The organism is Providencia sp. PROV205, assembly GCF_028479505.1.
GTDB lineage: Bacteria > Pseudomonadota > Gammaproteobacteria > Enterobacterales > Enterobacteriaceae > Providencia > Providencia huaxiensis.
In genome coordinates this window covers 222,234-235,546 of sequence record NZ_JAMPNU010000004.1, presented here as the reverse complement: position 1 = coordinate 235,546, position 13,313 = coordinate 222,234, and the positions used below count along the sequence as shown (strand labels likewise).

Annotated in this window: 13 protein-coding genes; 7 read left to right on the top strand and 6 right to left on the bottom strand. The window is 41.3% G+C overall.

Features of this window, described 5'->3' with window-relative positions:
- Positions 1-110: 110 nt before the first annotated feature.
- Together cstA and PR800_RS04885 are read left to right on the top strand one after the other, a co-directional pair.
- Positions 111-2,204, top strand: a complete 2,094-nt coding sequence (cstA, locus tag PR800_RS04890; protein WP_272530319.1) for a pyruvate/proton symporter CstA — start codon at positions 111-113, stop codon at positions 2,202-2,204.
- Between the two features lie 252 nt (positions 2,205-2,456).
- Positions 2,457-2,654, top strand: a complete 198-nt coding sequence (locus tag PR800_RS04885; protein ID WP_004258665.1) for a YbdD/YjiX family protein — start codon at positions 2,457-2,459, stop codon at positions 2,652-2,654.
- An 80-nt stretch (positions 2,655-2,734) separates the two neighbouring features.
- Here the strand turns inward: PR800_RS04885 and efp are convergent, their stop codons facing one another.
- The gene (efp, locus tag PR800_RS04880) at positions 2,735-3,301 is read right to left on the bottom strand and encodes an elongation factor P (protein ID WP_102138007.1); all 567 of its coding nucleotides are present in this window, start codon (positions 3,299-3,301) and stop codon (positions 2,735-2,737) included.
- A gap of 43 nt (positions 3,302-3,344) precedes the next feature.
- On the opposite strand from efp, the gene epmB reads away from it, so the two are divergent.
- Positions 3,345-4,373 carry an EF-P beta-lysylation protein EpmB gene (epmB, locus tag PR800_RS04875; protein WP_166264238.1) on the top strand — a complete coding sequence of 343 codons (1,029 nt, stop codon included), beginning with the start codon at positions 3,345-3,347 and terminating at the stop codon, positions 4,371-4,373.
- A 44-nt stretch (positions 4,374-4,417) separates the two neighbouring features.
- Here epmB and PR800_RS04870 read toward each other — a convergent pair whose 3' ends face one another.
- The 5 genes from PR800_RS04870 to PR800_RS04850 form a co-directional block, all read right to left on the bottom strand.
- Positions 4,418-4,762, bottom strand: a complete 345-nt coding sequence (locus tag PR800_RS04870; RefSeq protein ID WP_004908089.1) for a DUF4156 domain-containing protein — start codon at positions 4,760-4,762, stop codon at positions 4,418-4,420.
- Between the two features lie 389 nt (positions 4,763-5,151).
- Positions 5,152-5,376, bottom strand: coding sequence for a DUF2188 domain-containing protein (locus PR800_RS04865; RefSeq protein WP_102138009.1), 225 nt, complete (start codon positions 5,374-5,376; stop codon positions 5,152-5,154).
- 208 nt (positions 5,377-5,584) lie between these two features.
- Positions 5,585-7,228, bottom strand: a complete 1,644-nt coding sequence (gene groL / locus PR800_RS04860; RefSeq protein WP_206276728.1) for a chaperonin GroEL — start codon at positions 7,226-7,228, stop codon at positions 5,585-5,587.
- Between the two features lie 51 nt (positions 7,229-7,279).
- Complete coding sequence (locus tag PR800_RS04855) at positions 7,280-7,573, bottom strand: co-chaperone GroES (protein ID WP_004908085.1); 294 nt, start codon at positions 7,571-7,573, stop codon at positions 7,280-7,282.
- Between the two features lie 162 nt (positions 7,574-7,735).
- Positions 7,736-8,251: an FxsA family protein gene (locus PR800_RS04850; RefSeq protein ID WP_102138011.1), complete on the bottom strand. Its 516-nt coding sequence runs from the start codon at positions 8,249-8,251 to the stop codon at positions 7,736-7,738.
- Positions 8,252-8,688: 437 nt separating this feature from the next.
- On the opposite strand from PR800_RS04850, the gene aspA reads away from it, so the two are divergent.
- From aspA to dicD, 4 genes are all read left to right on the top strand, one after another.
- Positions 8,689-10,113 carry an aspartate ammonia-lyase gene (aspA, locus tag PR800_RS04845; RefSeq protein ID WP_102138012.1) on the top strand — a complete coding sequence of 475 codons (1,425 nt, stop codon included), beginning with the start codon at positions 8,689-8,691 and terminating at the stop codon, positions 10,111-10,113.
- Positions 10,114-10,257: 144 nt separating this feature from the next.
- Positions 10,258-11,580, top strand: a complete 1,323-nt coding sequence (locus PR800_RS04840) for an anaerobic C4-dicarboxylate transporter (RefSeq protein WP_272530316.1) — start codon at positions 10,258-10,260, stop codon at positions 11,578-11,580.
- 642 nt (positions 11,581-12,222) lie between these two features.
- On the top strand, positions 12,223-12,516 hold the full coding sequence (locus tag PR800_RS04835; protein ID WP_102138014.1) for a helix-turn-helix domain-containing protein: 294 nt from the start codon (positions 12,223-12,225) through the stop codon (positions 12,514-12,516).
- Between the two features lie 218 nt (positions 12,517-12,734).
- Positions 12,735-13,307 carry a division control transcriptional repressor DicD gene (gene dicD / locus PR800_RS04830; protein ID WP_413399158.1) on the top strand — a complete coding sequence of 191 codons (573 nt, stop codon included), beginning with the start codon at positions 12,735-12,737 and terminating at the stop codon, positions 13,305-13,307.
- The last annotated feature ends 6 nt before the right edge of the window (positions 13,308-13,313 follow it).

Sequence of the window (13,313 nt, the reverse complement as noted above, 5' to 3'; positions counted from 1 at the left end):
TAGGTGTCTCGTTTTAGCTACTTTTTCTTTAACTTAAGTATGGCTATATCTTTCTCAGTTTTACTTAAACAAATAACAAAAAGTAATCAACTGAACAGATGGGGATGGCTATGGGTAAACAATTAATATGGATTGTGCTCGCATTACTTGGTGCTTTTTCACTGGGTTACATCGCCTTAAATCGAGGTGAACAGATTAATGCCCTGTGGATCGTTGTTTCCGCCGTGTGTATTTATCTGATTGCATACCGATATTACGGGCTTTTTATTGCTAAAAAAGTACTCCAAGTTGATGCAACTCGTATGACACCAGCAATTCGTCATAACGATGGCTTAGATTACGTACCAACAGACAAAAAAGTATTATTTGGCCACCACTTTGCCGCCATTGCAGGAGCAGGCCCTCTTGTCGGCCCTGTGCTTGCGGCGCAAATGGGCTATTTACCTGGTATGCTTTGGCTACTTGCCGGGGTTGTCCTAGCTGGTGCCGTACAAGACTTTATGGTGCTATTTGTTTCAACACGTCGAGACGGCCGCTCACTGGGTGAATTAGTTAAAGAAGAAATGGGCAATACCGCAGGGGTGTTGGCTTTAATCGCTTGTTTTATGATTATGGTGATCATCTTAGCGGTACTGGCCATGATTGTCGTAAAAGCCCTCACTCACAGCCCATGGGGAACTTACACCGTTGCCTTTACTATTCCATTGGCTATTTTTATGGGTATTTATACCCGTTATATACGCCCAGGACGCATTGGTGAAGTTTCTATTATAGGGCTAGTTTTCCTCGTATTTGCCATTATCTCTGGGGGTTGGGTTGCTGAAAGCGAAACTTGGGCACCTTATTTTGACTATACCGGTGTTCAACTCACTTGGATGTTAGTGGGATACGGCTTTGTTGCTGCCGTTTTACCCGTTTGGTTGCTACTTGCACCACGTGACTACCTATCAACCTTCTTAAAAATTGGGACTATTATTGGTTTAGCAATTGGTATTTTAATCCTCAATCCAAATCTACAAATGCCATCACTGACGAAATATATTGATGGTACAGGGCCTGTCTGGGCAGGGGATCTGTTCCCATTCCTATTTATCACCATTGCTTGTGGTGCAGTATCCGGTTTCCACGCACTGATTTCATCAGGCACCACACCAAAAATGTTGGCGAATGAAAACCAAGCTTGTTTTATCGGTTATGGTGGCATGCTGATGGAGTCCTTTGTGGCGATTATGGCGTTAGTTGCCGCTTGTGTGATTGACCCGGGTGTTTATTTCGCCATGAATAGCCCTATGGCAATGTTAGCGCCTGCGGGTACGCAAGATGTCGTCGCTTCAGCTGCCCAAGTCGTCAGTAGTTGGGGCTTCCAGATCACCCCTGAACAGCTCAACAGTATTGCTAATGATGTGGGTGAAACCAGTATTATTTCACGTGCCGGCGGTGCTCCAACACTGGCTGTTGGGATGGCGTATATTCTCCACGGTGCCCTTGGCGGCCTAATGAATGTTGCCTTCTGGTACCACTTCGCCATTTTATTTGAAGCATTATTTATTTTAACCGCAGTGGATGCAGGAACTCGAGCAGCACGCTTTATGCTGCAAGATTTACTGGGTGTGCTTTCTCCCTCCTTGAAACGCACCGATTCGTTACCCGCAAACTTGATAGCAACTGCCCTGTGTGTGCTAGCTTGGGGTTATTTCCTCCACCAAGGTGTTGTCGACCCGCTTGGTGGTATTAACACCTTATGGCCACTGTTTGGTATCGCGAACCAAATGTTGGCGGGTATGGCATTAATGCTGTGTGCTGTGGTACTGTTCAAAATGAAGCGCCAAAGATACGCATGGGTCGCTTTAGTCCCAACTGCATGGTTGTTAATCTGTACCATGACTGCTGGCTGGGAGAAAACCTTCAGTGAAGATGCCCGTGTTGGTTTCTTAGCTGTCGCAAATAAATTCCAAGCAATGATTGATAGCGGTAATATTCCTGTTCAATATACGGAATCTCAATTAACTCAGTTAATTTTCAATAACCGCTTAGATGCAGGATTAACTATTTTCTTTATGATTGTTGTGGTATTACTGGCTCTATTCTCCATCCGCACTGCGTTGAAGGCATTAAAATCTGACCAACCAACTGCGAATGAAGTACCCTACGAGCCAATGCCAGCCAACTATGAAGAAATCGTGGCAAATACGCGCCATCATTGATTTTCGCGGAAAAAGCTTGTCACTGTTTAGGGCATATACTCTTTCTCCAAAATAATTCACGTTGGAGCAAGGCGGCAAAGAAGATAATCCCTAGGAGCATACTCCAGTATGTGACTAGGGTTAGCGAATGAAGCCAACGCAGCAACAGCGTGAAGTATGAAGGAGAAACTAGGAGCATACATAACAGTATGTGACTTGGGTGGCCGAGAGCAGTCAACAACGCTGTAGCGCGAAGTATGTAAGGAGAAAAAAATGTTTGGGGAACTGGGAAAAGCAGCCCGCTACCTAGGCCAAGCGGCAAAAATGATGGTCGGCGTCCCCGATTACGACAACTACGTCGCTCATATGCAAAAAACACACCCTGACCAAACTCCCATGACCTATGAAGAGTTTTTCAAAGAGCGCCAAGATGCACGCTACGGTGGTAAAGGTGGGTTTAAGTGCTGTTAAGCCTTAAAAAAATAGACAAAAAAAGCCGTGGCACTCGACCACGGCTTTTTATTTCTAACGATTCAGTATAGGATCAACCGTTATTTTACGCGTGAAACATACTCACCAGAACGAGTATCAACACGGATCACTTCACCGATCTGAACAAACAGAGGAACCTTAACCACTGCGCCAGTGCTCAGTGTTGCAGGTTTACCACCTGTACCTGCGGTATCACCTTTCAGGCCAGGGTCAGTATCAGTAATTTCTAACTCAACAAAGTTAGGTGGAGTGACTGCGATAGGACGGCCGTCCCACAGTGTTAAAATACATTCTGCTTGGTCAACTAACCATTTCGCGTTATCGCCAACGGTTTTTTCGTCCGCTGCTAACTGTTCGAAAGTTTCGTTGTTCATGAAATGCCAGAACTCACCGTCGTTGTACAGGTAAGTTAAGTTCATATCCATGACATCTGCACCGTCAACAGAGTCAGTAGACTTAAATGTTTTTTCCAACAGTTTGTTAGAAATCAGTTTACGAATACGCACACGTGCGAACGCTTGACCTTTACCCGGTTTGACGAATTCACTTTCTAAAACGACACAAGGCTCGCCATCTAACATGATTTTAAGACCTGAGCGGAATTCATTGGTACTATAAGTAGCCATGGTGATCCTCTAATTTATAAACTAAAAATGGCATAGCCAAAAAATGGTCGATATTGTAACTCAAAATACCTCATCCAGAGAAGTCTGGATACAACAACTTGCAGAAGCAATCACTAATCCAGATGAATTGCTGCAAATACTTAACCTAGAAAACCACCTTTCATCGAAAGAAGGCAGTGAGGCACGCAAATTATTTCCTTTACGCGTTCCAATGCCCTTTATTTCCCGCATGAAGAAAGGCGATCCACTAGACCCTCTGTTATTGCAGGTATTAACCGCAAAAGCAGAGTTTGATATACATCCAGGTTTTTCTACTGACCCACTAGAAGAGCAGGATAATGAAATTCCAAGTTTACTGCATAAATACCACAACCGCGCATTACTGCTGGTAAAAGGTGGCTGTGCAGTCAACTGTCGCTACTGTTTTCGCCGGCATTTTCCTTATGAAGACAACAAAGGAAATAAAAATAACTGGTTGATGGCTGTGGATTATATAAAAAACCACACCGAACTCAATGAAATCATCTTCTCAGGTGGTGATCCATTGATGGCAAAAGACCATGAACTCGATTGGCTTATCAGCCAATTAGAGGCAATCCCACATATAAAGCGCCTTAGAATTCATACTCGTTTGCCTGTAGTGATACCAGAACGTATCACTGAAGCTCTCTGTAAACGCCTTGCTAGCTCAAGGTTACAAGTCATTATGGTGACGCACGTTAACCACGCTAACGAAATCGACGAGCCATTCACCGCAGCAATGCAAAAACTAAAGTTATCAGGTGTGACATTATTAAACCAAAGCGTATTACTGCGCCAAGTTAATGACAACGTGACAGCTCTGATGAATTTAAGTAATGCTCTATTTGACGCGGGTATTTTACCTTATTACTTGCATGTATTAGATAAAGTCCAAGGTGCTGCTCACTTTTTAGTGAGTGATATTGAAGCTAGACAATTAATACAGCAATTATTAAGTAAGGTCTCAGGGTACCTTGTGCCTAAGCTCGCTCGGGAAATTGGGGGAGAGCCAAGTAAAACGCTGCTTGACCTGAACTTAAGGCAGAACTAGAAAGCAAAACGCCCAAATAACCATTTGGGCGCTATGAATTCATTTTAGGGGCACTTATAAACTTGGCCAACCATTTTGCTATCTAATGGGATGAAGCTAGATAACACGGTTTCACTTGGGCTTGATGCACCAAAAATCACGTTACCGCCCATTGCCGCGGCTTTATTACGTAAATCATTTGCTGCGCTGCGCATTGAGCTAGATTCATTATTTACTCCACTCAACCAGTTGCTTTGAGTCCCTGCAACCTGACCGAGAAGTTGGCAATCACTTCCAGGTTGATTCTCAACAAAACGAACTTGTGAGCCTGCCGCAGTCAAATTAGTTGTTGTTGAACAACCAGCTAAAAGCAATAATGCAGCAGCACCAAGCAAGACTTTAATTCGCATGTTTTCCCTCATTTTTCATTGTGTTTTTGCAGCTGGCTTGAAAATCGCTTTAGTTCCAATAGCCTATTGATTGAAATACCTAGGAGGTGATTAACATGCAGCACCATCATTGCCGCAAACCACCAGCCGAATAGAGTCTATCACAAATTAACCAAAAACCTGCTCTATTCTTTGCGAATTCAAACCATTTACCTTACGTTAAATATAACCCGCGAAGCAACGTTGACGCAAAAATAAATCGTATAACGCATTAATTGTACATCGTTTCGAGGAAATACATTCATCAATAATTAATAGTTATATATTTATTAAAAACCAATAAAAAACCGGCACCGCTAGGAACACTAACGATACCGGTCTTATATTACTCATTCAAGAAGTTATATGACCTAACCTTTAGGCGGGAATGGATCATTACCATAAGAATCTTTGTCTCTTATTCGTCCATCCCTACCATGTATAACTACTTCACTTTTTTGATTCTTTGCTATTTCACGAGCTGCAAGCCTTGCATCTTCTTGTGTTCGATGAACAGATGTGTCTCTAGAATTATTTTCTCCGCGGACAGCCCAACCCTCAGGACGCTTTACTACATGTTGATTTTTTCCAGCCATGAGTTAATTCCTATCAGTGAACGTGAAATACATATTATCACACCAAAAATAAACCACAACATATAGATGAACTGATAAAAAAAACACAACATATAGTCACCCATAAATAATAAAAAACCGGCACCGCTAGGAACACTAACGATACCGGTCTTATGGTGGGTAGTCCTAACTGGGTTAGTAACTACTTGAGCTTGATGTCGCCAAAGGCTTACATCATACCGCCCATTCCCCCCATGCCGCCCATACCAGCGCCACCTAAGTCAGGTGCATCTGATTTTGGCAGCTCAGTGATCATCGCTTCAGTGGTGATCATCAGACCCGCGATAGACGCTGCAAATTGCAGAGCAGAACGCGTTACTTTAGTTGGGTCTAAGATACCCATGTCGATCATGTCGCCATAAGCATCAGTTGCTGCGTTGTAACCTTCGTTACCTTTAGCTGCTTTCACGTTGTTAACAACAACTGAAGCTTCTTCACCTGCGTTGGTAACGATTTGGCGCATAGGCGCTTCCATCGCACGTAGAGCAACACGAATACCAACTGTTTGCTCTTCGTTATCACCTTTCATGCCTTCCAGTTTCGCTGCAACGCGAACCAGTGCAGTACCACCTCCAGCAACAACGCCTTCTTCAACAGCTGCGCGAGTTGCATGCAGAGCATCGTCAACACGAGCACGTTTTTCTTTCATTTCAACTTCAGTTGCTGCGCCCACTTTAATTACCGCAACACCGCCAGCTAATTTAGCAACGCGCTCTTGCAGTTTTTCACGGTCGTAGTCTGAAGAAGATTCTTCGATTTGTTGACGAATTTGTGCAACACGGCCTGCGATCGCAGATTCTTCACCCACACCATCAATGATAGTGGTAGTGTCTTTGTTGATAACGATACGTTTTGCTTGACCTAAATCTTCTAATGTCGCTTTTTCTAACTCCATACCGATCTCTTCAGAGATAACAGTACCGTTAGTCAGAATTGCGATATCTTGCAGCATTGCTTTACGGCGGTCACCGAAGCCCGGTGCTTTAACCGCGGCAACTTTAACAATACCACGCATGGTGTTAACAACCAGAGTTGCCAGTGCTTCACCTTCAACATCTTCAGCGATGATTAACAGTGGTTTGCTTGCTTTAGCAACGCCTTCTAATACTGGCAGTAATTCACGGATGTTAGATACTTTTTTATCAACTAACAGGATGAATGGGTTTTCTAACTCAACAGCACCTGTTTCTGGTTTGTTGATGAAGTAAGGAGACAGGTAACCGCGGTCAAATTGCATACCTTCAACCACATCCAGCTCATCTTCCAGACCAGTACCTTCTTCAACCGTGATAACGCCTTCTTTACCGACTTTATCCATAGCTTCTGCAATTAATTTACCCACGGTTTCGTCGGAGTTTGCAGAAATAGTACCAACCTGTGCGATTGATTTAGTGTCTGAACAAGGAACAGACAGGGCTTTCAGCTCTTCAACTGCAGCAACGACGGCTTTGTCGATACCACGTTTCAGGTCCATTGGGTTCATACCCGCAGCAACCGCTTTTAAGCCTTCAGTAATGATAGCTTGAGCCAATACAGTTGCAGTTGTTGTACCGTCACCCGCAGCGTCGTTAGCTTTAGAAGCAACTTCTTTCACCATTTGAGCGCCCATGTTTTCGAATTTGTCTTCTAATTCGATTTCACGTGCAACTGAAACACCATCTTTGGTGATAACTGGTGAACCAAAAGATTTATCTAAAACTACGTTACGGCCTTTAGGACCTAAAGTCACTTTTACTGCGTCTGCCAGAACATTCACACCACGAAGCATTTTCGTACGTGCATCACTACCAAATTTAACGTCTTTAGCTGCCATTATCTCTTTCCTTCAAATTCTTTTCGTTCGTTGAGAAGTTTTAAGTGAAAATTACGCTTCAACAATTGCCAGGATGTCACTTTCGGACATAATCAGGACTTCTTCATTGTCGATTTTTTCAGCTTTCACGCCATAACCATCGTTAAAGATTACGATATCACCAACTTTCACATCCAGTGCTTTGATTTCACCATTTTCGAGGATGCGGCCGTTGCCGACAGCAAGAACTTCACCACGAGTTGATTTGCTTGCAGCAGTCCCCGTTAGAACGATCCCGCCTGCAGATTTTGATTCAACTTCTTTACGTTTAACGATAACACGGTCATGCAATGGACGAATTTTCATTAATAGTTCTCCTATAAATAAAGTCCATACTAGGTAAAAGGACGATACCAGCATGTCTTAAATAAACTAGTACCATGTTTGAGCAGATTGGGGCGAAGAAGAGGGACTTCAAGGGGGAAGATAAAAAATTTTTCATTTTTATCTCCCCACAAACAGGATGGTTTATGACTTAGGGCGATCGTCTTTATCTGATAAATCTGTTTTATCTGAGTTATCAATTGTAAAAGAAGGATCATCTTGCTTACGTTGGAATTCCCCCTCAAAAATATCGCCACGTTGATGGCCGCTATTTCCCGTTTGATTGAAACCAGAACCCGGCTGGTAGAAACGAATATGAGGAATTAAGCGCATTACAATAAGCTTTTGAATGGGTGGCAACAATAACAGTAAGCCAATGAAATCCGTAAAAAAGCCAGGCACAATCAACAAGAAACCCGCTAAAACCAATGCAACGCTCTTGATCATTTCAGCTGCTGGGCTTTCACCCGACGCTAACTTTTGTTGGATTTGCAGTACATTTTTCATGCCTTGATTTTTAACGAGTGACACACCTAAGCACGATGTTAAAACAACTAAAATCAAAGTCATTAAAACACCCACTTCGGATGCAACCCGCACAAAAATGACGGATTCAATGTAAACGAGAATACATATCAGAATGAGTGGTAACCAGCGCACAAGTTCTCCTTTATTTCAATAAGCTATCGACTATTTTACGCCCCTAGGGAAACCTTTGTGAACTGCATCTAAGAGACAACTATCAATATTCGCTTTTTTCTTTAGTATAGCCATAATAATTGGGGCAGATATAACGCTTTTCAACTCACAGATTTTTTTCATTAATGATACTTATCTGTGATGAACATCACACAACGTGAAATCTGTTGCATAAATCAAACTATATAGTGATCTAGGTTCAAGGCAACACATGATTAAAAGCATATCATCTACCCATAAATCAGTAGATCATAATGCTGATAACGTAGTAGATGGTGTTAATTGCTTGTAAAGTTTTACTTTGCAATATTAATCACCTGTAAATTTTGTTTTACGAAGTATCGATTTTTAAAAGCGCATAAACGGACAGTAACTGTAATCTAATTAAGAAGGTTCTCATGTCAAACAATACTCGTATCGAAGAAGACCTGTTAGGTAAAAAAGAAGTTCCAGCTGATGCCTATTATGGTGTTCATACTCTGCGTGCGATTGAAAACTTTTATATCAGCGACCGCACTATTAACGATGTCCCAGAATTTATTCGCGGCATGGTTATGGTTAAAAAAGCGGCGGCTTTAGCCAATAAAGAACAACACACTATTCCACGTAATATCGCGGACACCATCATCAAAGCGTGTGACGTTGTTCTAAATGAAGGCAAATGCATGGACCAGTTTCCTGTTGATGTATTCCAAGGTGGTGCGGGCACATCACTGAATATGAATACCAACGAGGTTCTTGCAAACATCGGTCTTGAACTGATGGGTCATAAGAAAGGTGAATATGAATTCTTAAACCCTAATGACCACCTAAACAAAAGCCAATCCACTAACGATGCATACCCTACAGGGTTCCGTATCGCAGTGTATAATTCTATATTGAAGTTAATTGAATCTGTTGAATACCTGAAAAAAGGCTTTGAAGCTAAAGCTGAAGAATACAAAGACATTCTGAAAATGGGTCGTACCCAGTTACAGGATGCCGTTCCAATGACCGTCGGCCAAGAATTCCATGCTTTCGCGACTCTCTTAAAAGAAGAAGAGAAAAACTTAAAACGCAGCATCGAATTACTGCTCGAAGTTAACTTAGGCGCAACTGCTATCGGTACTGGCCTGAATACTGCGCCTGGCTACTCAGAGCTTGCAGTTAAAAAATTAGCCGAAGTGACTGGTTTACCATGCATTCCTGCTGAAGACTTAATCGAAGCAACCTCTGACTGTGGTGCTTACATCACTGTTCATGCTGGCTTAAAACGTCTGGCAATGAAACTGTCTAAAATTTGTAACGACTTACGTCTGTTATCTTCCGGTCCTCGTGCAGGTCTGAAAGAAATTAATTTACCTGAGTTACAAGCTGGTTCTTCTATCATGCCAGCAAAAGTTAACCCTGTAATTCCTGAAGTTGTTAACCAAGCTTGTTTCAAAGTTATTGGTAACGATATCTGCGTAACAATGGCAGCTGAAGCGGGCCAATTACAATTAAACGTAATGGAACCAGCGATTGGCCAAGCGATGTTCGAGTCTATCTCTTTAATGAGCAACGCATGTCGTAATCTGCAAGAAAAATGCATTAGCGGCATTACAGTAAACAAAGAAATCTGTGAAGCGTTTGTATTTAACTCCATCGGTATCGTCACTTATCTGAACCCATTCATTGGTCACCACAATGGTGATATCGTGGGTAAAATCTGTGCTGAAACCGGTAAGAGTGTACGCGAAGTTGTTCTTGAACGCGGTTTACTGACTGAAGCTGAACTGGATGATATTTTCTCTGTTGAGAACTTAAAACACCCAGCTTATAAAGCAAAACGCTTTGATGACTAAAGTTTTATGTTTATCATAAATAACACTTAAAAATAAAGGCACGCCTCTCAATAGAAAGCGTGCCTTTTTTGATTGATACACACACAAATAATTAACATAACAGTTTCATAATTTTAATTTTCATTTTGTCGAGGAGTAAACACTATGTTAGCCGTAGAATTTATTATTGTTCTGCTGGCCATCTTTTTGGGGGCCCGTTTAGGTGGGATAGGTATCGGCTTTGCCGGTGGCCTTGGGGTACTGGTACTCGCTGCTATTGGCGTAAAACCAGGATCCATTCCATTTGACGTTATCTCAATCATCATGGCTGTTATTGCCGCAATCTCTGCAATGCAAATTGCAGGGGGTCTGGACTATTTAGTTGCCCAAACTGAGAAATTACTGCGTCGTAATCCTAAGTACATTACCATTCTTGCACCTATTGTTACCTACTTCCTGACACTTTTCGCAGGGACAGGTAATATTTCTTTAGCAACGCTGCCTGTTATTGCAGAAGTTGCAAAAGAGCAAGGTGTAAAACCGTGCCGTCCATTATCCACTGCGGTTGTTGCAGCACAAATAGGTATCACAGCATCACCAATTTCAGCGGCAGTGGTTTATATGGCGTCAGTCATGGAAAACCCAGCAATGGTGGGTGCAGGTAATACCGTCAGCTATATCACACTTCTTAGTGTTCTATTGCCTGCGACATTCCTTGCAATTATTTTGATGTCATTCATTATCTCTTGGACATTCAACTCTAAGCTATCTGATGACCCTATTTACCAAAAACGTTTAGCTGAAGGCTTGGTTGAACTGCGTGGTAGCCAAGTAAAAGAAATCAAAGCGGGTGCTAAATCCTCTGTATTGTTATTCTTACTCGGCGTTATCGGCGTTGTTTGCTATGCCATCATTAATAGCCCAAGCTTAGGGATTGTTGAAACACCATTAATGAACACCACAAATGCAATTTTGATTATCATGCTAACTGTGGCGACATTAATTACTATTCTTTGCCGTGTTAATACTGATGCTATCTTAAACTCAAGTACCTTTAAAGCAGGTATGAGCGCATGTATTTGTATTTTAGGTGTTGCTTGGTTAGGCGATACTTTCGTACAGCACAACATTGACTGGATCAAAGAAACTGCCGGTGATTTAATCCATGAACACTCTTGGATGCTAGCGGTTATTTTCTTCTTCTGCTCTGCGTTATTATACTCACAAGCCGCTACAGCAAAAGCATTGATGCCAATGGCATTAGCGCTGAATGTTAGCCCATTAACAGCTATCGCATCATTCTCTGCGGTTTCTGGCCTATTTATTCTGCCAACTTACCCAACGCTGGTTGCAGCAGTACAAATGGATGACACCGGTACTACACGCATTGGTAAATTTGTCTTTAACCACCCATTCTTTATTCCGGGTACCATTGCCGTGGCATTAGCTGTTTCATTCGGCTTCTTATTTGGCGGTATGATCATATAGCTTATATGAGTACCACGTAATCTTATACCGACCCGTGCAAATCGCACGGGTTTTCTATATCTGCATCTACGTAAAATATATTACTTTGGTCGCCCCACATAAAGTCACTCACGTAATTATAAAATAATAATAACCATTTAAAAAAATTTTAAGCCATGCCTTAGTAATATATATTTCACTCGATTATGAATAATTAAGATAAAATCAAAAATAAACATTTTTCCAATAATATATGTATATTAATACTCTACATATAAGTGTAACAAACAATGACTATAAGCAGGTGATGATAGGTAATCCCATTCATTTTTCAGAAATTACAAGCTCAAATATAATTCCAAAAAACAAGTTAATATAAACTATTTTCAGAATAAAAAACCATAAAAAAAACACTAAAAGGTGATAGTTTTAAATTCACTTTCCTGAAACACGAATTCAGGGTAATAGGGATAGAAATTATCTATCAAAAATTTAAAATCAATCTGCCATAAATATTGGTAATAATTAACTCAGCCTTGTTTAATAATAACTGGAAAGTCTGATTATAATCATTTAATCACTCAGATTGACACCAATTAAACAATAAGGATTTTTGGTAGCAATATACTTTATTCTAACAAGATTTATATACTTGGAGGAGGCATGCTAAATACTCAACGAAATGAAAATACAAATGTAACCGTTTATATTGGAACCTTTTTAAAACACCGCAGAAAAGTGGTTGGCTTGACTGGCGCACAATTAGCTTCTCGGCTAAAAATCAGCCAACAACAAGTTTCTCGTTATGAAAGAGGTAAAAACGCCATTACGATCCAAGGTCTTTTGGATATTTTACAAGCTCTCGAATTACGAAAACATGACATCGATGACTTTATGGAGAAAGTCTTTCAGTTTTATTATATCGATGCTGCGTTGGAAGCTAAATTGATCAATTAAAGTCTGATATAAACCCACAAGTTCGTTCCAGGGGGGTCCTTCCCCCTCCTGTTCGCTTTAAACTCCCCACTTTTAAATACCCACTCAATTTCCTATTTGATTTTGTTCCCCTTCGAAAACGACGACTCATAATAGCACTGCAAATCGCTATAATTCACAATTGAACATTGTTATGATGGAGAAAAATCAGACATATTGTGATGGAGTTAACAATGCCTATCCAACGCGAAACTATTTTGAGCCACGCCTTAAATCAATTGGAAATCCAAGGCTTATCCGCATCTACAGAAAATTTACTCAGTGAAATTGAATCTGATTTCTCAACTATTCGGCAATTCTGGCCAGACGATGAAGCACTTGTTTATGATTGCTTGCGTTATCATAGCCAGCAAATTGAAGTATGGCAGCGCCAAACCTTGCTAGATGAGTCTCTAAGCCCGCAGCAAAAATTAATGGCTCGCTACCAACAATTATCTGAAAAAGTCAGTCAAGGGCGTTTTCCTGGATGTTTATTCATTTCTGCCTGTAATTATTACCCAGATGCCGAGCACCCTATCCACCAATTAAGCCGCTTACAAAAAGACAATTCATTTCACTTCACTAAGAACCTATTAGATGAACTAGATATTGAAGACTCTGCATTGGTTGCTAACCAAATGGAATTAGTGCTTGAGGGTTGTTTAAACCGCTTATTAGTACAAAGGGATATTCAAGATGTGGAGATTGCACAACACCTTTCAGAGGATATTCTCACAATCGCACTGTGCCGTAAAAAAGGGGCGTTAAGCTAAAAAACT